The sequence below is a fragment of the Ensifer sp. B1-9 genome (genome assembly GCF_050474445.1).
In the GTDB taxonomy this organism is placed as follows: domain Bacteria; phylum Pseudomonadota; class Alphaproteobacteria; order Rhizobiales; family Rhizobiaceae; genus Ensifer.
Map to the genome: position 1 here is coordinate 332774 of NZ_JBCHVG010000003.1, position 22425 is coordinate 355198.

Genomic DNA, 22425 nt, shown 5'->3' on the forward strand with positions numbered 1-22425 from the left:
GACTTACAGGTCCTTTCTGAGGCGGGGGTCGAGCATGTCGCGCAGGCCGTCGCCGACCATCTGCAGCGACAGCACCGAAAGCACGATGGCGATGCCGGGGAAGAGCGTCACCCAATCGGCCTGGCCGATATATTGGCGACCCGAGGCGATCATCGTGCCCCAGGTCGGAATTTCCGGGCTGACGCCGACGCCGAGGAAGGAGAGACCGGCTTCGGCGAGCATGGCGTGGGCAAAGAGGAACGTGCCTTGCACGAGCACCGGTGAAAGAAGATTGCGCAGCACGTGCCGCGTCATGATATGCGGCGTCGAGATACCGAGCGCGCGCGCCGCCTCGACATAGGGCAACTCGCGGATCACCAGCGTCGAAGCGCGCACGACGCGGGCGAGCCTCGGCGCATAGACGATGCTGAGCGCGATGATCACGGTCGTCAGTGATGGCCCGAGGGCAGCGACAAGCGCGATCGCAAGCAGGATGTCCGGGAAGGCCATCATCGCGTCGATGACCCGGGCGATCGGCGTGTCGAGCTTCGGGAAGAAGCCGGCAAGCAGTCCGAGCACGACGCCGATGACGGTCGCAAGCGTGACGACCGCCGCGCCGACAAAGAGCGACAGCCGGCCCGCATAGATGGTGCGGGAGAAGACGTCACGGCCGAATTCGTCGGTGCCGAAGAACCATTGCATGCCGGGCGGCGTCAGCCGGTTGACGATCGACAGCTTGCCGGGCGCATAGGGCGCAATCAGCGGTGCGAAGGCGGCAAGCAGCACGAAGACGGTGAGGACGATCAGGCCGAGAGCAACCGTCTTGCGCTTCAGGAGCCGGCGGATGAACTTGCGGCCCTCGCTCTCGGAGGGCACGGATACGGTGATAGCCATCAGTAGCGCACCCTTGGATCAACGAGGAGATAGAGCATGTCGATCGCAAAATTGATCAGCACGTAAAGCGCGGCGATGACGAGCAGTGCGCCTTGGATCACCGGATAGTCGCGGCGAAGCACGGCGGAGACGACGAGGTTGCCCACACCGGGCAGGCCGAACACGGTCTCCGTGACGACCGCGCCGGAAATCAGCACGGCGGCGGTGAGGCCGATGATCGTCAGGATCGGGATGAGCGCGTTCTTGAGCGCGTGTTTCATCACCACCTTGCGTTCGCCGAGCCCCTTGGCTCGGGCGGTGCGGATGAAATCGTCGCCGAGTACGTCGAGCATCGAGGCGCGGGTGAAGCGCAGGATCAGTGCGGAGGAGACGACGCCGAGTGCAATCGCCGGCAAGGTCAGGTGATACATGCGCTCAGTGAATGAGGAACCGGGACCGCCATAGCCGGAGACCGGAAACCAGCCGAAGCGGACGGCAAGCACCTGGATGAGGATCAGGCCGAGCCAGAAGCTCGGTATGCTGGCGGCCAGCATTGCGAGCGTCGTTGCCGCCTGGTCGACGAGGGAACCACGCTTATAGGCGGCATAGATTCCGATCGGTAGCGCGATGGCGCAGGCGATCACGATCGAGAACAATGTCAGGAAGAAGGTCGGTTCGGCGCGTTCGGCAAGGGCTGAGGTGACTGGCTGGTTGAGGAAGATCGATTGGCCGAGATCGCCCTTAAGCAATTGCCCGATATAGTAGACATATTGCAGCCCGAGCGACTGATCGAGGCCGAGCCGGGTGCGCAATGCCGCGATGTCTTCCTGGGTCGCTTCCGGACCGAGCATCACCGCAGCCGGGTCGCCCGGGGTCACGCGGACGATGACGAAGACGATCGTGACGACGAGCGCCATGACGACGATCATGCCCATCAGCCGCTGGAGAATGTAGCGTAACATGGTGGCCTCGAAACTTTCCTGTGCGCGTCAACCGCCGAAGCGGATGAAGACCGTCGCGTCCTTCCGGCGGGCGGTCAGCAAATGGCCGCGCGCCCGCCGAAATCCCTGGGAGGTGGGAGCTTATTTCTTGATCGAAGCGTTCCAGAAGTATGGCCATGGCGCCGGCGAGACGCCTTCCAGTGTCTTCGACTTTGCCGAGAGCGCGTTGAAGTCGCCGATCTTGATGAACGGTACTTCCTCGTAGATCACCTTCTGCACGTCAGCCCAAAGGGCCACACGCTTGGCTGGATCGGATTCGGCGTTGAAGGCATCGACCGCCTTGGCACGCGCCGGGGTATCCCAATTGCCGGGTGCCTTGGTCGACATCATGCCGATCAGCGCCGGTTCCGGCAGGAAGGGGCTGTGAGTGATGTAGATGTCCCATAGCGTCGGGTCGGCGCGGCGCTGGGTGAGCGTTGCCCAGTCGACCACCTGCAGATCGACCGTGAAGCCGGCAAGCTTCAGATACTCGGCCGCGACCTGGGCCATCTTGTAGTGGAACTCGTACTGGCGGCTGGTCAGGATGCGCAGCGGCTCACCCTTGTAGCCGGAGGCTTTCAACAGTTCGCCAGCCTTCTCCGGATCGGCGATGTTGTAGGCGCCTTCGGTGCCTGCATCGGTCCGCCAGGCGTATTGCGACGGATAGAGGGCCGCGTCGAGCGCATAGAAGTCGGTGCTGCCGAAGGCGGCCGCCATCATGTCTTCCATGCTGAGCGAGGCGCGGATCGCCTTGCGCAGTTCGACATTCTTGGTCATGCCGTTACCGGAGTTCAGCACGAAGACCGGCCAGCCGAAAGGCTGCAGCATGACAGGGTCGGAGGCGCTCGAACCCTTTACCCGCTCGAAGGATTCGACCGGCAGCGAGTCGACATAGTCATACTGGCCGGAAACGGCGGCCTCGACGCGGGTATTCGGGTCCGGAACGGGCACGAAGCGGATTTCGTCGGCATACTGGTGGCGGGCGCCGCCATAGCCGTTGGCCTCGCCTTCCGGCGATTTGTAGGCGTCAAAGCGGGTGAGCTGGATATACTGGTCGGCCTTTCGCTCCTTGAGCTGATAGGGGCCGGTGCCGACGAAATCGGTCATCGGTTCGGCCTGCTTCTCCGACGGAAGCACGATCGCTGCGGAGTTGTTGAAGGCCAGCAGCGAGACGAGCGGCGCGTAAGGGGTGTTGAGCGAGATCTTCACCGTCAGCGGGTCGACCGCCTCGATACCGGCGATCGTCGTTGCCGTCTGCTTGCCGCGCGAGGCAACCTTGGTCCAGCGCTCGAGCGAGGCGACGACGTCCTTGCTGTCGAGGTCGGTGCCGTCATGGAACTTGACGCCGGAGCGCAGCTTGATCGTGTAGGTCTTGCCGTCGGCGCTGATCTCCGGCAGCGCGCTGGCCAGAAGCGGCGTCGGCTTCCAGTCCTTGTCGAAGGTGTAGAGCGTCTCGAAGATGTGCTGTGAGACGATGCCGACAAGATCGGCGGTCGAGGCCATCGGATCGAGCGTCGGTGGTTCGCCCACCGTCGCCACATTGATGACGCCACCTTTTTCCTGCGCAAAGGCGAAGGATGCCGATGCAATGAGCGCCGTTCCGACAAGCAAGGCAAGTTTAGTCGATTTCATGATTGCTCCTCCTCTTATTCCATAGTTATGTTATGAAGTTCTTTATTTTGGAATATAAAAAGGCACAAAGTCGGAAATGTCAACCGGAGGCCGTCGTGTTACGGGCATTGTCGAACGCCAGGCTTGATGGAGACCGGCGAGGCCGGCGCGGTTTCGGGCGAGGAAATGCCTGTTTCACTAGGGAATTCCCGCGCGCAGGAGCTTTCGCTATCGCCAGCGATTTGTTAGCTCGAAGGTCGGTGGAAAGAGGAGACGCCAGGTGAAGGTCATTGGGCTAATCGGCGGGATGAGCTGGGAGAGCTCCGCCCAGTATTACCGCATCATCAACGAGACGGTCCGCGACCGGCTCGGCGGCGTGCATTCGGCAAAGTCGCTGATGTGGTCGATGGATTTCGGTGAAATCGAGCGGCTTCAGCACGATGGCAATTGGCCGGCGCTGACGGAGGAAATGATCGCGGCCGCACGCCGACTGGAAGCAGGCGGCGCCGATTTCCTGATGATATGCACCAACACCATGCACAAGATGGCCGCCGACGTTTCGGCAGCCGTCTCCATCCCGCTGCTTCATATTGCCGACCCGACCGCCGAGAAGATCAGGGCGGCAGGCCTCGGCAAGGTTGGCCTGCTCGGCACCGCCTTCACCATGGAGCAAGACTTCTACAAGGGCCGCCTGAAAGACGCGTTCGGTCTGGAAGTGCTGGTGCCGGAGGCGGAAGACCGCGCCAAGGTGCACGAGATTATCTATCGCGAACTCGTTGCCGGCATCGTCAAGGACAGCTCGCGCGACGCCTACCGCGCCATCATCGCGCGACTTGTCGCTGCGGGCGCGGAAGCGATCATCATGGGCTGCACGGAGATCATGCTTCTGATTTCGCAGGCAGACAGCCCGGTCCCGGTCTTCGATACGACCGAGATCCATGCGCTCGCCGCCGTGGATCTCGCGCTCGAAGGCGCGTGAGTGGCTGAGACGCCATCGGCTGCTGCCGGGTCGGGCAGGGGATGCTGACGGAGGGGCGCTGGCCGCGTAATGCTTTGACGGCCGGCGGAATCGCCGGCCGTGGTGGCAAGCCTTTAGTGTAAGGTGAATGCCCGGGGCTCGCCTTGAAACAGGCTGAGCAACGCGATGCCCTGCTGCAGCAGAAGTTCGGCTGCCGGCAAGTCGCCAGCGATCAGATCGTCGGCACAGCTGGTGATGATGTTGGCGAGGCTGATCGAATTCTCTGCGAACCGATCATCGCCGATCTCGTAGGCCTTTTCGGCCGTCGCCTCGAGTGCGTCTGCGACGAGCGCCATCATGTCCGAGCGCTCGTGAAGCGTCATCTTGTCCAGTGTCTTGGCGTCAAGCGTCTTGGCAGATGTCTGCATGATTACCTTCCCTGTTGTTGAAGCCGGAATTGGCCGCGCCGGCCGCAGGGCCGGGGGAAAAGTCTACGACTGTGATGGATCGCTGATGGGAGCCGGCGTCGAACGCGGCTTCCTCATTAAGATCGTGAATAGCGGCGCGGTATGCAAGGAATGGCTACTATGCGCCCTGCGCATGGGTCGCGACCTGTGGCAAAAGAGGTGTCTCCCAGGCGCCTCAACCACCCATATGGGTAATCTTCGCCGGCCATGCCAGGCTCTCGTCGATCGTCAGGCGGTCGGCGGCGCATTCCTGGGCGAGAAAGTCGATGAAGGTGCGAACCGACGGCAAAAGCCCGCGCCTCGAGGGAAAGACGGCGTGAACGATGCCTGACGCAGGCCGCCATTGCGGCAGCACCGGCACAAGGGTTCCGGCCACCAGGTCCTTCCAGATCATCATCGTCGGCAATTGCACGATGCCGGCGCCGTCGAGTGCGGCCTCGCGCAACGCTGCCATATCGTCGGTCAGGAAGCGTGGCTCATGCCGGACGACCGCCTGCTCTCCCGAGGAACTTTCCAGCCGCCATTCATAGCTGTGAGTGGCGGATGTCCAGGCAAGGCTGGCGAGTCCCGCCAGTTGCTCGGGCGCCCGGATCGGCTCTTTGAGGAAGCCTGGCTTGGCGACGAGATATTGCGAACTGTCGTCGAGCTTGCGCATGACGAGCTCGCTTCTTTCCAGCGGCGGAAACCGCACCCGGATGGAGACGTCGAAGCCCTCGGCGATCACGTCCACGCGGCGGTTGGTGCTTTCGAGCTGCAGGCTGATTTTCGGATGGGCGGTCATGAACCGGGCGAAGAGCCGGCCGAATTGGAAGGAGATCAGCGCCGTCGGACAGCTCACCCGGATGGTGCCCTGCGGCTCTCCTTGGTGCTGCGCAATGAAGGCATCGGCGGCTTCGGCCTCGATCAACACGGCGACGCAGCGCTGGTAGTACTCGCGGCCGACATCGGTGACAAAGAACCGCCGCGGCGAGCGCTGGATCAACCGAACGCCGAGCCGGTCTTCAAGCGTCGCAATCCGCCGGCTCAGTCGGGACTTTTGTGTTCCGGTCGCCCGTGCCGCTGCCGCAAAGCCGGCATGCTCCACGACTTGCACGAAATAATAGAGGTCGTTCAGGTCTTGCATCGTTCTACAAATAGAACGCTGCGTCGAAATTCACAATCTTTTTGCCTTGACGGTGCTGAAGTAGCCTACATCCAATCACAGCGGATCAGGCAGCGATGAACGCACCGCCGGCGGTGATGGAACCAAGCGAAGGAAAGGACTTCCGATGACCAAGCCCTACGTACGCCTCAACAAGGATGATGTTGCCGTCCTGCTCGTCGACCATCAGACCGGTCTCCTGTCGTTGGTGCGCGACTTCGATCCGGACAAGTTCAAGAACAATGTCCTGGCGCTCGGCGATCTCGCCAAATATTTCAAGCTGCCGACGGTTCTGACCACCAGCTTCGAAGACGGCCCGAACGGCCCGCTGGTGCCGGAACTGAAGGAACTGTTTCCCGACGCGCCCTTCATTCCCCGTCCGGGTCAGATCAATGCCTGGGACAACGCGGACTTCGTCAAGGCGGTGAAGGCCACCGGCAAGAAGCAGTTGCTGATTGCCGGCGTGGTGACCGAGGTCTGTGTGGCGTTTCCGGCGCTTTCGGCGATCGAAGAAGACTTCGAGGTCTTCGTCGTCACCGACGCCTCCGGCACGTTCAACGAGGTGACCCGCGATTCTGCCTGGTCGCGCATGACCGCCGCCGGCGTTCAACTGATGACCTGGTTCGGCGTCGCCTGCGAACTGCACCGCGACTGGCGCAACGACATCGAGGGTCTCGGTACGCTGTTTTCCAACCACATCCCCGATTACCGCAACCTCATCACCAGCTACACCACCATGGCGGCGCGCAAGTAAGGCACGCTGCCGGTGAGCGACGAAAGCCCCGGCCGATCACGGACGGGGCTTTTCGCATGGCATATCGCGGTGGCGGTTACGCGCGGCTGGCGGCCCGTTGAACATCCTGCGCGGTGACGCGCGTGGCGGGCTTCAACCGGCCGGTCAAAAGCAGGCTGGTGACGAGGAAGGGCACGAGCACGCCAAGGCCGAAGCGCATGTCGCTGTGTTCGGCGACGAGGCCGATCAGCGGCGGTCCGAGCAGGAAGCCCAGAAGTGCGATGAATGACAGGATGGCGACGCTGGCGGCGGCTGGCCGGTCCTTCTGGTCGGCTGCCGCGGTGACAGCGAGCGGGAAACCGACCGAAACACCGAAGCCCATGGCGGCAAAACCGGCAAGCGCGGCCCAGGCGGCAGGGCTGATGACCACCAGAACCAGCCCGGTAACGCTGGCGATGCCGCAGGCGCGCGCGACGGCAACCGGTCCATAGCTCGCCTTCAGCCGGTCGCCGGCGAAGCGGCCGGCTGCCACCATGAAGGCGAAGATCGAATAGCCGAAGCCGGCGCTGGCGCCGGAGAGCCCGTAGACGTCGCGAAGGAAGACGGCCGACCAGTCGGCCACGGCGCCCTCGGTCATGGTGATGCCGAAGACGAAGAAGCAGACGCCAAGCAGTGCAAGGCTCGGCAACCGTCGGCTGGATGGCGCCGCCTCCGCAGACGCGGCCTCGCCGGTCTGGAGGCGCGGCAGCTTGCTGGCAAAGAAGACACTGATCGGCAGCATGAACGCCGCCGCCAGTGGCACTGCCCATTCCGGCGCGACACGGAGCGCGGCGAAGCCGACACCGATCAGGCTGCCGGTCATGATGCCAAGGCTCCAGAACCCGTGGCACGTGCTCATGATCAACTGCCCGGAGTGCTTTTCGATCGCGTCGGCCTCGACGTTGAGGCCAAGCTCAAGCGTTGCCAACGCCACGCCGACGATGGCGAGTGTCACGAAGAGCCCTTCGATGCTTGAGGCCCATGTCGGCAGCCAGACAAGTGCCAAAAAGACCACGAAACCATAAAGGATGGTGGCGCGGCCGCCGATCCAGGCGACGAAACGCCCGGCAAAGGGCAGGGTAAGCAGGATGCCCACCGGCATGCCGAGGAGGGCAACGGCGAGCTCCGCCGGTCCGAGACCAAGGCGCTGCTGTACATCGGGTATGCGCGGCAGCCAGGCGCCGAAGGCAATCGGCTGAAGGAAGAAGATCAGCATGATGAGCCGTTGGTTGGTCATGCGCATTGTTCCCCAATAGTTATCGTATCGCGCGCTCCGACCTCGGCAGCGGCGGCGCCGTCGAGCCGATGCGGTCCATGAAGCAATTCTGATATTCTGAAAATCGTTTTCAGAGCTTGTCGTGCACGACAGATGCCGTCAAGCTTGGAAAGAGCTTCTCTGGCGAAAACGCGGCAATTCCAGAGCGAATGGCGGGTGGGTGTTGCGAATGTGTCGCCACTTTCCCGTGTGATGCCGGGCTGATATGAAAAAAATATACATAGGCATGGGCGGCGTCCCTGCGAAGGGGCGCCGCCCTTGCCTCCGGCGTGCACTACCTGAGCAGCTTCAGGGATCCCGTCAGCGACTTCACCCATTTGGCCGTGCCGGCGAGGCCGATGCCGTCGATCGTTTCCTCTGCGAGGTCTCGTTCCGGGAACTGGGCTTTATAATCTGCATAGCTGTGCAGCGAGCGCGCGAAGGCCGGAAACGGCACGACGATGCGATCCTCCTGTTTCGGCAGCGCCTTTAGAAGCAGTGCGCCGATCGTGCGGCTGTCGGCCTGGAGAACCGGAACGGGGCGGTTGGAACTGATATCGATCGTATTCTGCCTGCTGTCCGTCAGTCTCTGGTTGCCAAGGTCGGGCATCGCCGAGCCAATGCCGATGGAAATCGCCGCGATGGTGTTGGCGAGGTGGCCCGGTGGCAGTTCCGGATTGACGACGATGGCGAGGCGGATGTCCTGAAGCACGGTGGTCTATTCCTTCCTGTTTCTTGATCGGGAGAATAGACCGAGCTTCGAGGTAGGTTCTTTCGAATGTTGCGGAGAATTGTTCAAGCGAGGTAGGTTCTACCCAAATCAATGAGCTTCGAGGTGCAATATGCCAGCGACTTTGACGCCCGCGGACGTGAAGATATTGACCGCCCTGCAAAATGACGGGCGCCTGAGCAACCAGGCGCTTTCGGAGGAAGTCGGCATGTCGACCTCGCCGTGCTGGCGGCGCGTGCGCCAGCTTGAGGACGATGGTGTCATTCAGGGCTACATGGCCGTCCTGAACCGGAGGGAAATCGGCTTGGGGGTGCTTGCCTTCATCCGGGTGAAGATCGACAGCCACACGGAGGCGGAAGCCGATGCCTTTGCCGACGAAGTGATGAAGCTCGACAGTGTCGTCGCCTGCTACAGCATTGCCGGCGATGCGGACTTTCTTCTCCAGGTCGTTTCATCCGACCTCGATTCCTACTCGGACTTCGCCATGAAGGTCGTGCGGCGACTGCCCTGCATCAAGGAAATGCAGACGACCTTCGTTCTGAAGGAAATCAAGGCCTTCAGCGGTCTCCCTTTGCGCGCGACGACCGGCCACCGCTGAGCGAAGCATTTCGTGGTTAGGAGGCGGACGCCATCAAGGGGTCCTCCCGGACGACCTGCACGAGGAAGTCGAGAACCGTCCGCACCCTCAGCGGCATGTTCCGGCGTGACGGATAGACGACGCTGATCGGCAGGCGCGCCGGCGGAAAGTCCGGCATGATGTTCACCAGCCTGCCGGCTTCGATGTCAGGGCAGGCGAGAATATGTGAAAGAACCGCAAGTCCGCCCCCTGCCAATACCGCCCGATGCACGGCCACGGCGTTGTTGGCGACGAGACGCGGCGCGATGCGCACGAAGATGTCGTCGGATCCATCGGAAAAAGTCCAGGAGCGCCCGTCTCCGGCGCGGCTATAACAGATACATGCGTGGCCGCCGATCTCGTCCGGTGTTTTCGGTGCGCTTCTTCCGTCGAGATAGCCGGGTGCTGCGACGAGGAAGGCGGTCGTCCAGCCGATGCGCCGGCACATCAGGCTGCTGTCTGACACAGGGCCGAGGCGCACTTCGAGATCGATCCCTTCGCCGACAAGATCAGACGGTTCTTCGCGCAAGATCAATTCGACCGACAGGCCCGGATGCCGCTCGAGGAAGGCAGCGAGGCGGTCGCTGACATAGAGGCCGAGCGGTGCAGGCAGGGTGAGCCGTACGCGTCCGGACACCATGGCGGTCTCGGCGCAGGACGCCTCGTTGAGTGCGTCGACCGCTTCGACCACTCTCAGCGCCATCGGAATCATATGTTCGCCCTCGGCGGTGAGCGCCAGCGCGCTCGTCGTTCGATGCAGAAGGCGCGTGTTCAGATGTTCTTCCAGCGCCGATACCTGCCGCGACACGGCCGGCTGCGTCAGCTTGAGGTCGAGCGCTGCTGCAGAGAACGAGCCCGTTTCCGCAACCCGCAGGAAGGCCCTCAGCGCAGAGACGATGTCCATTCAGGCCCCCAAACGTTTCGGCATAAGGCTTATGCGGCGAGTGTATGCCCAATGCGCTTTACTGTCCAGATATTAAGGATATTGTGTATCCATAAGGATATTTTTTGTCCTTAATAACGGAGCAAGAAGCCATGACACAGCGCCTGAACTACGCACAGCATTCCCCCGAGTTCGTGAAGAAGCTCTCCGACCTCAGCTTCAGCCTGAAGGACAGCGTCATCGAGCAGAAGATCCGCGATCTCGTGAACATCCGGGCCTCGCAGATCAACGGCTGCGCCTTCTGCCTCGACATGCATGTGAAGGAAGCGAAGATCCACGGCGAGAGCGAATTGCGCCTCTACCACGTCGCGATCTGGCGTGAATCGAACCTCTTCATCCCGCGCGAACGCGCAGCGCTGGCCTGGACCGAGGCGGTGACGAAATTGCCCGAAGGCGGCATTCCGGACGAACTTTACGAGCGGGTACGCGGCCAGCTTTCGGAGAAGGAAATCTCTGACCTGACGTTCGCAATCTCGATCATCAATGCGTGGAACCGTGTCAGCGTCGCCTTCAAGAACGTGCCTGGTTCGGCCGACAAACTCTATGGTCTCGACAAGGCCGGACTGAACTAACCCCTGTTCCAGAGTGATCGGGCAAGGCGGCGCGTGCGCCGTAGCGATTGGAGGATTCCATGAAAATCGTCATCATCGGCGGGACGGGCCTTATCGGCTCCAAGACGGTCGAGCGTCTGCGAAAGCAGGGCCACGAGGTGATCGCCGCCTCCCCGAATACCGGCGTGAACACGATTACGGGCGAAGGGCTCGCTGAGGCGCTTGCCGGCTGCGACGTCGTCGTCGATCTCGCCAATTCGCCCTCTTTCGAGGACGAGGCGGTGCTCGCGTTCTTCGAGACCTCCGGCCGCAACCTGCTTGCGGCCGAAAAAGCGGCGGGCGTCAAACACCATGTCGCGCTTTCGGTCGTGGGCACCGAGCGGTTGCAGGAAAGCGGCTATTTCCGCGGCAAGCTCGCCCAGGAGAGGCTGATCAAGGCTGGCAGCATCCCCTATACGATCGTGCACTCGACCCAGTTCATGGAGTTCCTGGGCGGCATCGCCCAGTCGGGAACCGTCGGCGGCACGGTGCATCTGTCCCCCGCCTATGTGCAGCCGATCGCCTCGGATGATGTCGCCGATGTCATGACCGAGATCGCGCTCGCGGCCCCTGCCAACGGCACGATTGAAATTGCCGGCCCGGAGCGTTCGCGTCTTAGCGATCTCGTCGCCCGCTATCTCGAGGCCAGCGGCGACAGCCGCAAGGTCGAACCGGATCGTCGGGCGCGCTATTTCGGCGCTCTTCTGGAGGACCGTTCGCTCGTCTCCGACAACAACCCTCGGCTCGGCCGCATCACCTTCGCGCAATGGTTCGCCACCTCCGCTCGCAAGTGAAAACACCGTGTGCTTGGCGCATACCACCAGACCCCCGAAAGGATTTCCGACATGATCAAGTCACTCATTTCCGCTCTTGCGGTCACGGCCGCATTGTTTGGATCAGCCGCTGCCGGCGACGCTTCCAAGGTCACGCTCGTCTACGAGCACGAACTGCCAAACGTTCCGGGCAAGAGCATCAAGGGTGTTCTGGTGGAATATGGGCCGGGCGGTTCCTCGGAGGCGCATACCCATCCGAGCACGGCTTTCATCTACGCAACGGTGCTCGAAGGCACGATCCGAAGCAAGGTCAATGACGGCCCGGTCAAGGAGTACAAGGCTGGTGAGAGTTTCTCCGAGATGCCCGGCGATCGCCATGGCGTCAGTGAAAACGGCAGCAAGACCGAACCGGCCAAGCTGCTTGCTGTCTTCGTCGTCGATACTGCCGAGAAGGAACTGACCCATCCGATGACGAAGTAACGCAAGGAAGGCCGGGTGCCGATCGCGCAGCCGGCCTTTCGTTCGGGCGCAACTTTTGGAGCCGATCATGTTCGCCGACAATCTGCCATTGCCGCTCGTCCTGATCAATCTTCTCGGGGTTACCGGCGTTGTCGTCTGGCACCTGCAGGGTCGTGACCGCCCCACGGCCAGGCTGATCGTCCAGATCCTCTTCTTCTGCGTCATGACGGCGGTTCTCCTCTTTGCGGGCATCATGCCGCATCGAAACGACGATCAGTACCTCCAGGGCGCGGCCGCCCTGCTGGCGACGTCAGCGCGCGTCCTATGGTGGACGCACCTGGCTTGGTCCCTGATCGGCTTCGTCCGTATCTACATCGTTCTGGAAAAGCGGCCCCGGGAGGCTCGCTTGCTGCAGGATCTCATCGTCGCAGTCGTTTATCTCGGTGTTGCACTGTCGGTTCTGGGCTTCGTCTTCAACGCGCCGATCGGCACGCTCGTCGCAACGTCTGGCGTGGTCGCCATCATCTTCGGTCTGGCGCTTCAGAACACGCTTGGCGACGTATTTTCCGGCATCGCGCTGACCTTGGGGCGGCCTTTTGCCATAGGCGACTGGATTGCACTTGGCGACGGCACCGAGGGGCGTGTCATCGAGAACAACTGGCGTTCTACTTTCCTGCTCACCAGCGCCCACAACGTCATTGTCCTGCCCAACAGCGCGCTGGCCAAGATTGGGCTTACCAATCTCAGCCGCCCGGACGAGACGCATCAGATCTCGCTCCTGATCCGTATTGCGGCAGGTCATTCACCGCCGCGTGTCGAAGCCGCCTTGCGGACGGCGCTATGCGGCTGCCTCCGGATTGTGCATGAGCCGCCGCCGGTGGTCGCCCTTAAGGCGATCGACGCGGTGGCGATCGAGGCTGAACTGCAGTTTCGCGTCACGAGCCCGGCAGAGAGGACGCCTGCCCGCAACGAGGTGATCGCGCGCGTCCATGACCAATGTCTCCAAGACGGCCTTTCGCTTGCATTGCCGCCGCAGGCATATCTCTATGCCCTGCCTGCCGATACAGGCACCCAACTCCGTTCAGCCGGCGCGCTCTAGCACCCAGCCGAATGTACGCTTCATGAGGTCTGCGGGAATTTCCTTCGACAGGATCTCGATCAGATCGGACAAGCGCACATTGCGGAGCTTCTCGCGCCAGGCTTCGTCCGCTTCCCACATGATGCGCGCCACCGCGCACGGCGTGCTTTCGCAATAGCCGGGCGCGCGACAGGGATTGTTGGCCCTGATGTTGGTGCAGACGAAGGTTCGCGCCTTGCCTTCGACCGCTTCGACAATATCGAGAAAGGTCAATTCGGCCGGTGGTTTTGCCAACCGGTATCCACCCGACGGACCGAGGGTGGTATGGACAAGGCCGGCTTGCGAGAGGCTTTGCAGCGCCTTCGACAGATATTCCTTGGGGAGCCCGTGGAACTCGGCAAGCGCCTTGGTCGAGAGATAGCGGCCCTCAGGCAGGCCCGCCAGGATCGCACAGCAATGCAACGCCCATTCGACTTGGCTCTTAAGGATCATGTGTTCTAACGATCATGCATTCGTCCGGCCGATGCCATCCGCACCTATTAAGGACAAGAAATATCCCTATTTTCCCGTCGTGTAAACAGCGCTTCGAGCAAACGCAGTCAAGCGGCGGGAATGGTGGCAGGAAACGGGTTGAATTCTTGCCTCTTCGGCACGATTTTGATGGGTAGACACAGGGAGGCCGTACCGATGGGCCAGGCAGGACATCGCTATTTCATCTTCGAGACTGCCGCCGGGTTTTGCGGTATCGCCTGGAACGACGTGGGCATCACGCGCTTCCAGCTGCCGACCCGCACGGCAGAGGCAACCGAGCGGCTGCTGTTGCGGCGCCTGCCGGTCGCCGAGGCTTGGGAGCCGACCTGCGAAATCCGGGAAGCCGTCGAAGCCGTCCGACGCTACTTCGACGGCAAGGAAGTCGACTTCACCGGGTTTACGGTCGATCTGGAAGGGCAGGACGAGCTCTTCCGCCGCATCTATGCCGCGACCCGCGCGCTGCTGTGGGGACAGACCACCACCTATGGTGCGCTGGCAAAGGAGCTGGGTGCCGGGCCGGAGGCGGCGCGTGATGTCGGTCAGGCCATGGCCAGGAATCCGGTATCCTTGATCATCCCTTGTCACCGGGTGCTTGCCGCCGGCGGCAAGATTGGCGGCTTCTCGGCGCCCGGCGGTTCCACCACCAAGACCCGCATGCTCGAGCTGGAAGGCGTCCAATTGGGTCAGCCGGCCGAACCGACGCAACAGTCCTTCGGGTTCTAAATACTTCGACGACCGCCAGACGGATCGGGCGCTCAAGGTCGCTTTTGCCGAATTAAATGGGACGCCGTGCGCGTGTGTTGTGGGAACAGGGGGTGACTGATGGTTGCGCCACGCCACCCTCTTTCCGAGAGGTTCTCGGACATACTGCTCAACATATGTTACAAGCTTCATCGGCATTTCGGGAAATACATAGTGTTTTCAAAATGTTGCCGAAGCTGCCCAATCGGATTAATTCCGATTTTCTCATGACAGACTATCAGAACGGAAATATTTTAGCGTCACAATCTTGTCGCAAACGAATCCTGGGGGTGACGCATGTCCATCAGTTCAGGAACGCCCTGCCGCAAGGACCGTACGCCAACGGGGATCGTGATAGAACGTCAGGCGCTGGTGCGCAGCGTCATCGTCGCCATTCTCGAGTGCGAACTCTCCGGTTGGAACTTTATCGATATGGTTTCGACCGACTGCCTTGACCAGGCGCTCGGCTACGACGTGCGTTTAATTGTGCTGGACCTGAGCGCTCGAAGCGACGTCTGGTACAGCTTGCATGACGCGCTCGCGAAAATTCGCAAGTGCTTTCCGGACGTGCCGGTTGCGGTGCTCTCGGACACGGACGACAAGGCGACTGCCGCCGACGTTCTCAAGCTTGGCGTTCGCGGCTTCTTCACGACATCCTTGCGGATCGAACTGGCGCTTGCAGGCTTGCGGCTGATCCTTGCCGGTGGCGTCTTCTGTCCAGACCCGCTTGCCGCGCTCACCGATTGTGCCGCTGTCGCTCGCCAAAGTGAAAGGGTGCCGATCAGCGCCTACCGAAGCGAGTTTGCGCTCGCCGACTTCACGCCCCGCGAGGCGGACGTCCTTGCCGAGCTGCGCTGCGGGTCTTCGAACAAGGTGATTGCCGGAAAGCTCAATCTATCCGACCATACGGTGAAGATGCATCTGCAGCACATCATGCGTAAATTGCAGGTGCAGAACCGAACCGAGGTCGTCGCCTTGCTCGCAGATCGGGCAACCGCCGGCGATGGTCATGCCACCGCCGCCAACGGCAGCAGCGTCGTCAACGTGATGTCTTTTCGAGCATCTCGCTGAGGGTGGCCGCCGTCAGCATGGCTTCGGCCAGCAGCCTCTTGAGCTTCTGATTCTCCACTTCGAGCGCCTTTACGCGGTCCGCATCGAAGTTAGGGCCTCTGATTTGCAACGACTGCCACCGATAGAAAGTCGGTTGGCTGATGCCATGCCGGTGGCAGACATCGGCGACGGTTGCACCGTGCTGATGCTCCTTCAGGATCTCCAGGACTTCGTCGTCACTGAACTTGCGTTTGCCCATCGCGGCTGTCCTTCGGGGAACCGAGTGGCACATGTGATCGCGAGGGCAAGAAACAGAGCCCATGGGATAGGCCACGGCGTACCCGCGCGGCATATCTCAGTTCTCGCGAAATGCGGTGTTGAAACTGTCAATCAACGGACGCAACGCATAAAGCGCCACGCTGCTCGTACCGGTCTCTATCATGGCCCGCACCGGCATGCCCGGTACCATCTCCACGCCCGGCATCCGACCCAGCCGCTCATCGGTAACGCGGATCGTTGCGGCGTAGTAGCTGTGCCCGGTTTGCCGGTCGACAAGGTGATCGGCGGACACATAGGAGACCGTGCCCTTCAGCAGCGGAACCCGCCTCTGGTTGTACGGAATGAGATGGACCTGAGCCTCAAGCCCGGCATGGACCTGGGCGATGTCTTCCGGTTTCACCCGCGCTGCCACGACCAGCGCGCCGGTGTCCGGTACGAGGTCGGCCAGTGGCTCTCCGGCACCGATGACGCCGCCTGTGGTGTGGACGCGCAGGTCCATGATCACTCCGTCGTCGGGCGCCCGGATCTCCGTTCTCGCCAATTGATCATCGATGGCGTTCAGGCGTTCGCGTAGTTGCGCCAGTTGGTTTTCCGTGTCGCGCAGCGTGAGCGCGACCTCATTCAGTCGGTCGCTACGCAGCTTGACGATGTAGGACTGCGACTCGCTGATGACCTGGTGGGCGCGGGATATGCGTGCGGAGACTTCGCCGATCTGGCCGCCGATGTCAGCCTTTTCCCGGGCCAGGACGAGGGCCCGGCTCCTTCGTTCGAGGCCTTTCTCGGTCAGCATCGAGACGGTTTCAAGCTCCTGGTGCGATATGGCGTTTCTTTCGACCAGCGATGCCTTCTGGGCGCTCAGGCCGGCGATTTCCTCCAGCACCTCCTTGATCTTCTGCTGCGTGATCACGATCTCCGACTGCATCACCTGGCGCCGTGCATCGAAGATGTTCTGCTGCCCGTCGAGAATGTCGCGGATCACCCGGTAGTTGCCGGCCTGCTCCACGAGATCGGGCGGAAAGGCGACGTGGTCCGAACCGTCCTGCTCGGCGGTCAGCCGCGCCTGCCGCGCCTCGGCATCCCAGAGTTGGCCACGAAGGCTGTCCCGTTCCGAGCGGGGTTTCGTGTCGTCGAGCTTGATCAGCACCTGACCGGCAGATACCGCGTCGCCGTTGCGGACAAGGATCCGCCTGACGATCCCGCCTTCAAGATGCTGGATGGTCTTGCGGTTCGCTTCGGTCTCGATGACGCCGGACGCGATCGCCGCGCTGCTGAGCGGTGCAAGAACCGACCAGATGCCGAGGCCCACGACGAAGACGCCGACCAGCAGATTTCCCGTCCAGGCGACATGCCGCAGCCTCGACATCGGTGAAGCGCCGGCAAGTGTCAGCGGAAGGCAGGTGGCGACGGCGGCGGAGGGTTGGGGCCTGGCTATCCCCTTGCTGTCTGAGACGTAGCCATCGATTTCAGGTCCGCGTCGGGTCAGGTCGGATTTGATGAGCTCCATCGTTTTCGTGCCTCCCTGCTCACGTGCCCGCTCGCGCTGGTGGTTGCAGATAGGTATCGAACACCCAGTCGCTGTCGCCGAAGGCTTCGATCGTGCCGTTGCGCATGATCGCGATCTTGTTGGTCACGGGGAGAATGCCCATGCGGTGCGTGATGATGACGATCATCATCCCCATGGCGCGCATGCGGGCGATTGCTGCAAACAATCGGCGTTCGCCATCATAGTCCAAGCTGGAATTGGGATCGTCGAGGACGACGAGCGCGGGATTGCCGTAGACCGCGCGCGCCAATCCCAACTGCTGGCGCTGGGCCCGAAGCAGGGTCGCGCCGCCGTCGCCGATATCCGTCTCATAGCCCTGTGGCAGCTGCATGATCACATCGTGCAGCCCGACAAGCTTTGCCGCTTCGATGACCTTGTTGACGTCGCCGCCGTCGAGCCGGCCGACGACGTCCTTCACCGCGCCGCCGAAGAGTTCGATGTCCTGCGGCAGATAGCCGATGTGACGCATGCCGCCTCCGAGCCGGAGGGTGGATATATCGACGCCGCCGAGCAGGGCGTTGCCGAAGGTCGTCGGCTGCACGCCCGCGATGATGCGGCCAAGGGTGGACTTTCCGGAGCCGGAGGGACCGATCAGCGCAAGGCAGTCGCCCGGCATCAGCCGCAAGGTGACGGAATTCAATATCTGGCGGTTACCCGAGGGAAGGGTGTAGCCGACGCGCTCGAGCACGAGGCCGCCCGCTTCGGGCATCGGTATCGTGCGCACATTGTCCTGCGCGGCGATCGAAATCAGCATGGTGTTGATGCGCTTGAATGCGGCATAGGCGAAAGCAACGGCGCGCCACGCGCCGATCGCGCCCTCGACCGGTGCAAGCCCGCGACCGAGAAGCAGGCTGGAGACGAAGATGATGCCGGGGTTTCCGTTTTCCTCCAGGACGAGCCAGGCAGCCGACCCCATCATCAGGATCTGCGCCAGCATGCGCACGGATTTCGAGAGCCCGAGAATGGTCTCGGTGCGCTTCATCGCATCGTCCTGCGCTTGCCGCGCGGTCTCGGCGTCGCGGTAGACGAGTTGAGCGGCGCCGTTCTGCATGTTCATCGCGCGAATGACCTGGATGTAGCGCAGTGCGGTCGCGAAACGCACGTGGCTGCGGGAGAGTGCCAGGTTCGCTTTCGCCAGCGGTTGGCGGGTCGAGAATTCCGTGACGATGGCAAGCAGCAGCAAAGTGAGCGCGGTGAAGAGGCCGATGGTTCCGAGCAGCGGGTGGACGAGGAATAGAAGCAGCAGGAAGATCGGCGCCCAGGGAACGTCGAAAAGCAGCGAACTGGCCGGTGCGTCGAGGAACTGGCGCAGGGTCGACAGGTCGCGGTAGCAGTCGTTGGCGAGGCCCGTTTCGGTGCGGGCTCCGTACTCGAAACATGCCGTCAGCACGACCGGCCGCAGGCGGTGGTCCAGCCAACTGCCGATCCGCGACAATGCCGCGCGCCGCACGATATCCAGGATCGAGCCGACCAATACCGCCGCCGCGATGATGAGCGTCAGCATGAGCAACGTGTCGGCGCTGCGGCTCGACAGGACGCGATCGTAGATCTGCAGCAGGTAGATGGAAGGAGCGAGCAGGAACAGGTTATAGGCGCAGCTATAAAGGAAGACCAGCAGGAACGCCCCGGTGCAGGCCCTGAGAGCGATGACGAGATGGGTCGGAGGAAGGTGCGCTCCTGTCGAATTCGTTGTCATTATCAGATCTCGATACTGACACGGCGGCTCAGTTCCCACAGGACTCTCTGGACCAAAATCGATCTCAGGACAAAATCCCGCAGCGGTTCAACGTGCTACGGCACCTTGCGCGTCCGAACGGAGGCGCGGTGCCGCAGGAAAGGCGAATAGGAGGATCGCCGGCCATGGCCGGCGATCCTTGTCGAGCGACTCAGATACCGATGTCGCTGATGCTGCCTAAGGTGTTGTCGAAATTGTCGAGTACAGTCGAGACCGCCGTGGTGTTGGTCGTCGTTGTGGTTTCCGAGATCGGGTTCGAATGAACCAAAGCTGCGGAAATATCGCCACCGAGGGCCGCATTGCCGCTGCCGCCGGCACCGCCCATGCCTGCAATGATCGTTCCATGTTGGTCGGCAACGAGTGTATTGGTCTGGGTGGCGGTGGTGTCCGCCCCCATGCCCACGACGTTGCCGCCACTCGAATTGCTCTGGTCGCCACTCGAGGTCGGGTTCCCGCCTGCACCGGCGGCGCCGCTATTGCTGAGGGCTGCGCCGCTATTGGTGAGGCCTGCAAGGGTGGCGATCGGCGTCTGAACGAGGCCGCCGCCATTGGCGTCGCCGGTTCCCCAGTCAGCGCCCTGCCCAACATTGTCGCCATTGACGACCGTGGGGTCTGCGCCGTCGACAGTCTGTGTGCTGGCGAGAGTGGCGACTGGACTGTAGAAGATATCGCCGTTGCTGGTGCCGTCGCCACCGTTACCTGCATTCGCGTCGCCCGCAGTGGGATTGGTCAGGTTAATCGTGTCTGATGTCACTTGCGTAATAGGCATAGCGTCTCTCCTCTACTTGTTACCCCGTAGTCTTGGACGGTTCGATGCCACAGCACACCGCCACGGGCGGGGGTCAGCGCAAACCATGGTGCGCGTGATCATCGGGGGGAACCAGCCGGACATTTGGAGACGTTCCTTTGGGTAGGGTCTGCAGTGCCGCAGGTTTTGCCGGCGCAAATTTGTCCGGGTTCGATTCGATGGATGTTGATCGTGAGCAATGAGCCGGGCCGCTCCCCCGCGTTAAGACCGGTTGCCGATCCTGATTTTGGAGCGCCACACATCAGCCGTGCAGGACGTCGTCGATTAGCGCGGTATTGGTATCGGCGATGTTGCCTTCGCCGCCAGCTCCCCCGATACCGCCGATCTGCAGCGTATGCTGGTCGACGAGCAGGTGGTTGAGCTGGTCGGCTTCCGCGATGCCGCCCGCAGGCACGGCGATGTTGATCGGGTGGAAGTAGCCGATGTTGACGTCGACGGTGCTGCCGTTCGAATAGCCGTCACCGCCGCCGCCGGCGACCCCGCTTCCGGTGAAGATCGTGTCCGAGGAGAGGTTGAAACCGCCGCCCTTGCCGCCGACGCCGGCAATCTGCACGCCGCCCTGGTCGAAGATCACGTTGTTCGTCTGCGTGGCATGGGCATCGCCGCCGGCGGCGCCGACGGCGATATTGATCGGCGAGAACACCGCGACGTTTACGTCGACCATGCTGCCGATGAAAGTGCCGTCGCCGCCGTGGCCCGCATAGGCGTCGCCATTGAAGATGAACGTCGCGCCCTGCGGGGCGGGGGCGGTATTGCCGGCAACGTTATGGTCCCCGCCCGAGCCGCCAACGCCGCCGATCTGGGTGGCGCCCTGGAGGAAGGCGGCATTGTTTGTCTGCCCGGCCGAGGCGCTCGCGCCTGGACCGGCCGCCACCGCTAGGTTCAACGGCGCAAACACAGCGGTGTCGGTACTGATGAGGCCGCCAAAAAAGCTGCCATCACCGCCACCGCCGGCCACGCTGCCGCCGCCATGGCCGACCGCCACGTTGCCGTCCCCGCCTTCGCCACCGATGCCGGCCATCTCGGTGACGTGCTGGTTCATTAGCGCGTTGTTACCCTGGTGTGCCTCGACGTCCGTATGCGGGCCGGCGATTGCTGTATTCGACGGCATGAACATCGCCAGCGTGTTGCTGCCGATCGTGCCCAGGCTGGTGCCGTTGCCGCCGCTTCCGGCCGAGTTCTGCGCCGGCGCTATGTCGAGCGGAAGCCATGTCGGAACCAGCGCGAGATGTCCGCCGGCGACCGTGCTCTGATTGGAGTTCGCGTTCGGTGCCTCTTCCGACAAAAGACGAGTTTCCGTCATCGCCTTGACTCCCATAGGCTCGCTCCCTCGCAGCACGATCATGCGGCGTGTGCGAGCGCGCATTGCGAACTATTTTGAAGGCGGTTGCGGCAAAAGGTGAGCCTGCAATTCGGCTACGTCCGTTCGGGGAGGCCATTAGTCGATCGGCTATCGCGGCCCGAGCCCCGAGAACCGCAAAGCAGGTTTCATTTCGACAGTGTCGCGCGCATCTGGCGCGGCGACTGGCCGAAGGTCTTGGCAAACATCCTGGAGAAATGCCCCGCGCTTTCGAAGCCGACTTCGAGGGCGATTTCAATGAGCGAAGCATCGGTCTGGGTGAGAAGGTGCTTGGCGCGTTCCAGCCGGAACTTCCTGTAGACATGTGCGGGCGACATCTTCGCCTTTTCCATGAACAGGCGCTCGAGTTGTCGCCGCGACAGGCCGACGGAGGCCGCCAGCTCCGGGATCGAGATCGTGTTCTCGGTATTCTGCTCCATGATGATGAGGGCAGCGTTCAGGCGCGGATCGTTGCTCTCGATCGCGAGCGGTTTTCTCGGTTGCACATGAAGATGCGAGCGGGCCTTGTCGATCTGCAGGACTTCCAGCGCATTGCGCTCCGCTTCCCTGCTGATGTGGAGGCGCACGATATGGGCCGCCATGTCGGCCGCGCTGCTGCCGCCGGCGCAGGACCCGCGGGTGCGGTCGAGGTTGAAGAGGCGGTCGGAGCGAACCTTCAGATCCGGGAAGCGCTCGCGGAATGCCTGATAGTGGAGCCAGCTGACGCAAACGACGTGCCCCGCCATTAGTCCTGCTTCCGCCAGGATGAAGGTCCCGGTGCACAGGCCGATCAAAGGCACCTTCTTTGAGGCTGCCTTCTTCAGGAAAGCGATGGTCTCGTCGTCGATCGGATGTTCGTTCTTGAGAAGGCCGCCGACCATCACGATGTAGTCGAACTGGCCGGGGTCGACGAGGCCAGATGTCGGCGCCACCTGAACCCCGCAACTGGATGCGATCAGATGGCGGGTATTGCCGAGGACCTGCCAGTCGGCGCGCACGCGGCCCGATTTGTCAAGCTCGTCGCTAGCCAGCCGAAGCGTGTCGATGAAGAGAGCGAAGGCCGAGAGCGTGAACGATCGCGCCAGTACGAAGCCGATCTTGAGACGGTTGGCTGCAGCATCATTGGATTTCGTGTTCATCGTCATTGAGAACCCATTTTCAATTTCTCTCCCAG

The 22425-nt window shown here is 62.2% G+C and carries 24 protein-coding genes; 9 read left to right on the plus strand and 15 right to left on the minus strand.

Annotated features, from left to right (window positions below; translation table 11 throughout):
* Positions 1-3: 3 nt before the first annotated feature.
* The 3 genes from ACQ5BM_RS07300 to ACQ5BM_RS07310 form a co-directional block, all read right to left on the minus strand.
* A complete protein-coding gene (locus tag ACQ5BM_RS07300) occupies positions 4-873 on the minus strand; it encodes an ABC transporter permease (RefSeq protein WP_334197776.1) in 870 nt (289 codons plus the stop codon).
* Positions 873-1814, minus strand: a complete 942-nt coding sequence (locus tag ACQ5BM_RS07305) for an ABC transporter permease (protein WP_429809632.1) — start codon at positions 1812-1814, stop codon at positions 873-875. The genes ACQ5BM_RS07300 and ACQ5BM_RS07305 overlap by 1 nt, the downstream gene beginning before the upstream one ends.
* 120 nt (positions 1815-1934) lie before the next feature.
* Complete coding sequence (locus ACQ5BM_RS07310) at positions 1935-3464, minus strand: ABC transporter substrate-binding protein (protein WP_429809634.1); 1530 nt, start codon at positions 3462-3464, stop codon at positions 1935-1937.
* Positions 3465-3723: 259 nt separating this feature from the next.
* Here ACQ5BM_RS07310 and ACQ5BM_RS07315 point away from each other — a divergent pair, with 259 nt between their 5' ends.
* On the plus strand, positions 3724-4422 hold the full coding sequence (locus tag ACQ5BM_RS07315; RefSeq protein ID WP_429809636.1) for an aspartate/glutamate racemase family protein: 699 nt from the start codon (positions 3724-3726) through the stop codon (positions 4420-4422).
* Positions 4423-4535: 113 nt separating this feature from the next.
* Here the strand turns inward: ACQ5BM_RS07315 and ACQ5BM_RS07320 are convergent, their stop codons facing one another.
* Both ACQ5BM_RS07320 and ACQ5BM_RS07325 read right to left on the minus strand, forming a co-directional pair.
* Positions 4536-4829 carry a hypothetical protein gene (locus ACQ5BM_RS07320; RefSeq protein WP_429809638.1) on the minus strand — a complete coding sequence of 98 codons (294 nt, stop codon included), beginning with the start codon at positions 4827-4829 and terminating at the stop codon, positions 4536-4538.
* A gap of 214 nt (positions 4830-5043) precedes the next feature.
* A complete protein-coding gene (locus ACQ5BM_RS07325) occupies positions 5044-5991 on the minus strand; it encodes a LysR substrate-binding domain-containing protein (protein WP_429809639.1) in 948 nt (315 codons plus the stop codon).
* Between the two features lie 145 nt (positions 5992-6136).
* Here ACQ5BM_RS07325 and ycaC point away from each other — a divergent pair, with 145 nt between their 5' ends.
* Positions 6137-6763, plus strand: coding sequence for an isochorismate family cysteine hydrolase YcaC (gene ycaC / locus ACQ5BM_RS07330; protein WP_429809641.1), 627 nt, complete (start codon positions 6137-6139; stop codon positions 6761-6763).
* A gap of 76 nt (positions 6764-6839) precedes the next feature.
* Here the strand turns inward: ycaC and ACQ5BM_RS07335 are convergent, their stop codons facing one another.
* Positions 6840-8018, minus strand: a complete 1179-nt coding sequence (locus ACQ5BM_RS07335; protein ID WP_429809643.1) for an MFS transporter — start codon at positions 8016-8018, stop codon at positions 6840-6842.
* Positions 8019-8331: 313 nt separating this feature from the next.
* Complete coding sequence (locus ACQ5BM_RS07340; RefSeq protein ID WP_429809645.1) at positions 8332-8748, minus strand: DUF2000 domain-containing protein; 417 nt, start codon at positions 8746-8748, stop codon at positions 8332-8334.
* A gap of 130 nt (positions 8749-8878) precedes the next feature.
* On the opposite strand from ACQ5BM_RS07340, the gene ACQ5BM_RS07345 reads away from it, so the two are divergent.
* The gene (locus ACQ5BM_RS07345) at positions 8879-9364 is read left to right on the plus strand and encodes an Lrp/AsnC family transcriptional regulator (RefSeq protein WP_429809647.1); all 486 of its coding nucleotides are present in this window, start codon (positions 8879-8881) and stop codon (positions 9362-9364) included.
* 16 nt (positions 9365-9380) lie between these two features.
* On the opposite strand, the gene ACQ5BM_RS07350 is transcribed toward ACQ5BM_RS07345, so the two are convergent.
* Complete coding sequence (locus ACQ5BM_RS07350; protein ID WP_429809649.1) at positions 9381-10286, minus strand: LysR family transcriptional regulator; 906 nt, start codon at positions 10284-10286, stop codon at positions 9381-9383.
* Between the two features lie 131 nt (positions 10287-10417).
* Here ACQ5BM_RS07350 and ACQ5BM_RS07355 point away from each other — a divergent pair, with 131 nt between their 5' ends.
* The 4 genes from ACQ5BM_RS07355 to ACQ5BM_RS07370 all read left to right on the plus strand — a co-directional run bounded on the left by ACQ5BM_RS07355 (position 10418) and on the right by ACQ5BM_RS07370 (position 13246).
* Positions 10418-10897, plus strand: coding sequence for a carboxymuconolactone decarboxylase family protein (locus ACQ5BM_RS07355; protein ID WP_429809651.1), 480 nt, complete (start codon positions 10418-10420; stop codon positions 10895-10897).
* Between the two features lie 59 nt (positions 10898-10956).
* Positions 10957-11709: an SDR family oxidoreductase gene (locus ACQ5BM_RS07360; protein ID WP_429809653.1), complete on the plus strand. Its 753-nt coding sequence runs from the start codon at positions 10957-10959 to the stop codon at positions 11707-11709.
* 51 nt (positions 11710-11760) lie between these two features.
* Entirely contained in the window at positions 11761-12168 is a 408-nt protein-coding gene (locus ACQ5BM_RS07365; RefSeq protein WP_429809655.1) for a cupin domain-containing protein, read from the plus strand.
* Between the two features lie 67 nt (positions 12169-12235).
* Positions 12236-13246 carry a mechanosensitive ion channel family protein gene (locus ACQ5BM_RS07370; RefSeq protein WP_429809657.1) on the plus strand — a complete coding sequence of 337 codons (1011 nt, stop codon included), beginning with the start codon at positions 12236-12238 and terminating at the stop codon, positions 13244-13246.
* Here the strand turns inward: ACQ5BM_RS07370 and ACQ5BM_RS07375 are convergent.
* Positions 13229-13717, minus strand: coding sequence for an RrF2 family transcriptional regulator (locus tag ACQ5BM_RS07375; RefSeq protein ID WP_429809659.1), 489 nt, complete (start codon positions 13715-13717; stop codon positions 13229-13231). The two genes, ACQ5BM_RS07370 and ACQ5BM_RS07375, sit on opposite strands and share 18 nt — an antisense overlap.
* 195 nt (positions 13718-13912) lie before the next feature.
* Between ACQ5BM_RS07375 and ACQ5BM_RS07380 the strand changes: the two genes are divergently transcribed.
* Both ACQ5BM_RS07380 and ACQ5BM_RS07385 read left to right on the plus strand, forming a co-directional pair.
* Positions 13913-14479: a methylated-DNA--[protein]-cysteine S-methyltransferase gene (locus tag ACQ5BM_RS07380; protein WP_429809661.1), complete on the plus strand. Its 567-nt coding sequence runs from the start codon at positions 13913-13915 to the stop codon at positions 14477-14479.
* 315 nt (positions 14480-14794) lie between these two features.
* A complete protein-coding gene (locus ACQ5BM_RS07385) occupies positions 14795-15568 on the plus strand; it encodes a LuxR C-terminal-related transcriptional regulator (protein WP_429809663.1) in 774 nt (257 codons plus the stop codon).
* On the opposite strand, the gene ACQ5BM_RS07390 is transcribed toward ACQ5BM_RS07385, so the two are convergent.
* The 6 genes from ACQ5BM_RS07390 to ACQ5BM_RS07415 all read right to left on the minus strand — a co-directional run bounded on the left by ACQ5BM_RS07390 (position 15537) and on the right by ACQ5BM_RS07415 (position 22390).
* The gene (locus tag ACQ5BM_RS07390) at positions 15537-15806 is read right to left on the minus strand and encodes a transposase (RefSeq protein ID WP_429809665.1); all 270 of its coding nucleotides are present in this window, start codon (positions 15804-15806) and stop codon (positions 15537-15539) included. The genes ACQ5BM_RS07385 and ACQ5BM_RS07390 overlap by 32 nt on opposite strands.
* A 96-nt stretch (positions 15807-15902) precedes the next feature.
* Positions 15903-17330: an HlyD family type I secretion periplasmic adaptor subunit gene (locus ACQ5BM_RS07395; protein WP_429809667.1), complete on the minus strand. Its 1428-nt coding sequence runs from the start codon at positions 17328-17330 to the stop codon at positions 15903-15905.
* A 19-nt stretch (positions 17331-17349) separates the two neighbouring features.
* A complete protein-coding gene (locus tag ACQ5BM_RS07400) occupies positions 17350-19065 on the minus strand; it encodes a type I secretion system permease/ATPase (protein WP_429809668.1) in 1716 nt (571 codons plus the stop codon).
* Positions 19066-19255: 190 nt separating this feature from the next.
* On the minus strand, positions 19256-19873 hold the full coding sequence (locus tag ACQ5BM_RS07405) for a PE-PGRS family protein (protein ID WP_429809670.1): 618 nt from the start codon (positions 19871-19873) through the stop codon (positions 19256-19258).
* A 280-nt stretch (positions 19874-20153) separates the two neighbouring features.
* Complete coding sequence (locus ACQ5BM_RS07410; protein WP_429809672.1) at positions 20154-21215, minus strand: hypothetical protein; 1062 nt, start codon at positions 21213-21215, stop codon at positions 20154-20156.
* Between the two features lie 185 nt (positions 21216-21400).
* A complete protein-coding gene (locus tag ACQ5BM_RS07415) occupies positions 21401-22390 on the minus strand; it encodes a GlxA family transcriptional regulator (RefSeq protein ID WP_429809841.1) in 990 nt (329 codons plus the stop codon).
* Between the last annotated feature and the right edge of the window lie 35 nt (positions 22391-22425).

Excerpts from the sequence above, each read along its gene's own strand:
- ACQ5BM_RS07325 (WP_429809639.1), bottom strand. The coding sequence starts at position 5,991 with ATGCAAGACCTGAACGACCTCTATTATTTCGTGCAAGTCGTGGAGCAT.
- ACQ5BM_RS07365 (WP_429809655.1), top strand. The coding sequence starts at position 11,761 with ATGATCAAGTCACTCATTTCCGCTCTTGCGGTCACGGCCGCATTGTTT.
- ACQ5BM_RS07305 (WP_429809632.1), bottom strand. The coding sequence starts at position 1,814 with ATGTTACGCTACATTCTCCAGCGGCTGATGGGCATGATCGTCGTCATG.
- ACQ5BM_RS07320 (WP_429809638.1), bottom strand. The coding sequence starts at position 4,829 with ATGCAGACATCTGCCAAGACGCTTGACGCCAAGACACTGGACAAGATG.
- ACQ5BM_RS07360 (WP_429809653.1), top strand. The coding sequence starts at position 10,957 with ATGAAAATCGTCATCATCGGCGGGACGGGCCTTATCGGCTCCAAGACG.
- ACQ5BM_RS07310 (WP_429809634.1), bottom strand. The coding sequence starts at position 3,464 with ATGAAATCGACTAAACTTGCCTTGCTTGTCGGAACGGCGCTCATTGCA.
- ycaC (WP_429809641.1), top strand. The coding sequence starts at position 6,137 with ATGACCAAGCCCTACGTACGCCTCAACAAGGATGATGTTGCCGTCCTG.
- ACQ5BM_RS07345 (WP_429809647.1), top strand. The coding sequence starts at position 8,879 with ATGCCAGCGACTTTGACGCCCGCGGACGTGAAGATATTGACCGCCCTG.
- ACQ5BM_RS07370 (WP_429809657.1), top strand. The coding sequence starts at position 12,236 with ATGTTCGCCGACAATCTGCCATTGCCGCTCGTCCTGATCAATCTTCTC.
- ACQ5BM_RS07350 (WP_429809649.1), bottom strand. The coding sequence starts at position 10,286 with ATGGACATCGTCTCTGCGCTGAGGGCCTTCCTGCGGGTTGCGGAAACG.
- ACQ5BM_RS07335 (WP_429809643.1), bottom strand. The coding sequence starts at position 8,018 with ATGACCAACCAACGGCTCATCATGCTGATCTTCTTCCTTCAGCCGATT.
- ACQ5BM_RS07380 (WP_429809661.1), top strand. The coding sequence starts at position 13,913 with ATGGGCCAGGCAGGACATCGCTATTTCATCTTCGAGACTGCCGCCGGG.
- ACQ5BM_RS07400 (WP_429809668.1), bottom strand. The coding sequence starts at position 19,065 with ATGACAACGAATTCGACAGGAGCGCACCTTCCTCCGACCCATCTCGTC.
- ACQ5BM_RS07395 (WP_429809667.1), bottom strand. The coding sequence starts at position 17,330 with ATGGAGCTCATCAAATCCGACCTGACCCGACGCGGACCTGAAATCGAT.
- ACQ5BM_RS07300 (WP_334197776.1), bottom strand. The coding sequence starts at position 873 with ATGGCTATCACCGTATCCGTGCCCTCCGAGAGCGAGGGCCGCAAGTTC.
- ACQ5BM_RS07385 (WP_429809663.1), top strand. The coding sequence starts at position 14,795 with ATGTCCATCAGTTCAGGAACGCCCTGCCGCAAGGACCGTACGCCAACG.
- ACQ5BM_RS07405 (WP_429809670.1), bottom strand. The coding sequence starts at position 19,873 with ATGCCTATTACGCAAGTGACATCAGACACGATTAACCTGACCAATCCC.
- ACQ5BM_RS07410 (WP_429809672.1), bottom strand. The coding sequence starts at position 21,215 with ATGACGGAAACTCGTCTTTTGTCGGAAGAGGCACCGAACGCGAACTCC.
- ACQ5BM_RS07375 (WP_429809659.1), bottom strand. The coding sequence starts at position 13,717 with ATGATCCTTAAGAGCCAAGTCGAATGGGCGTTGCATTGCTGTGCGATC.
- ACQ5BM_RS07355 (WP_429809651.1), top strand. The coding sequence starts at position 10,418 with ATGACACAGCGCCTGAACTACGCACAGCATTCCCCCGAGTTCGTGAAG.
- ACQ5BM_RS07390 (WP_429809665.1), bottom strand. The coding sequence starts at position 15,806 with ATGGGCAAACGCAAGTTCAGTGACGACGAAGTCCTGGAGATCCTGAAG.
- ACQ5BM_RS07415 (WP_429809841.1), bottom strand. The coding sequence starts at position 22,390 with ATGAACACGAAATCCAATGATGCTGCAGCCAACCGTCTCAAGATCGGC.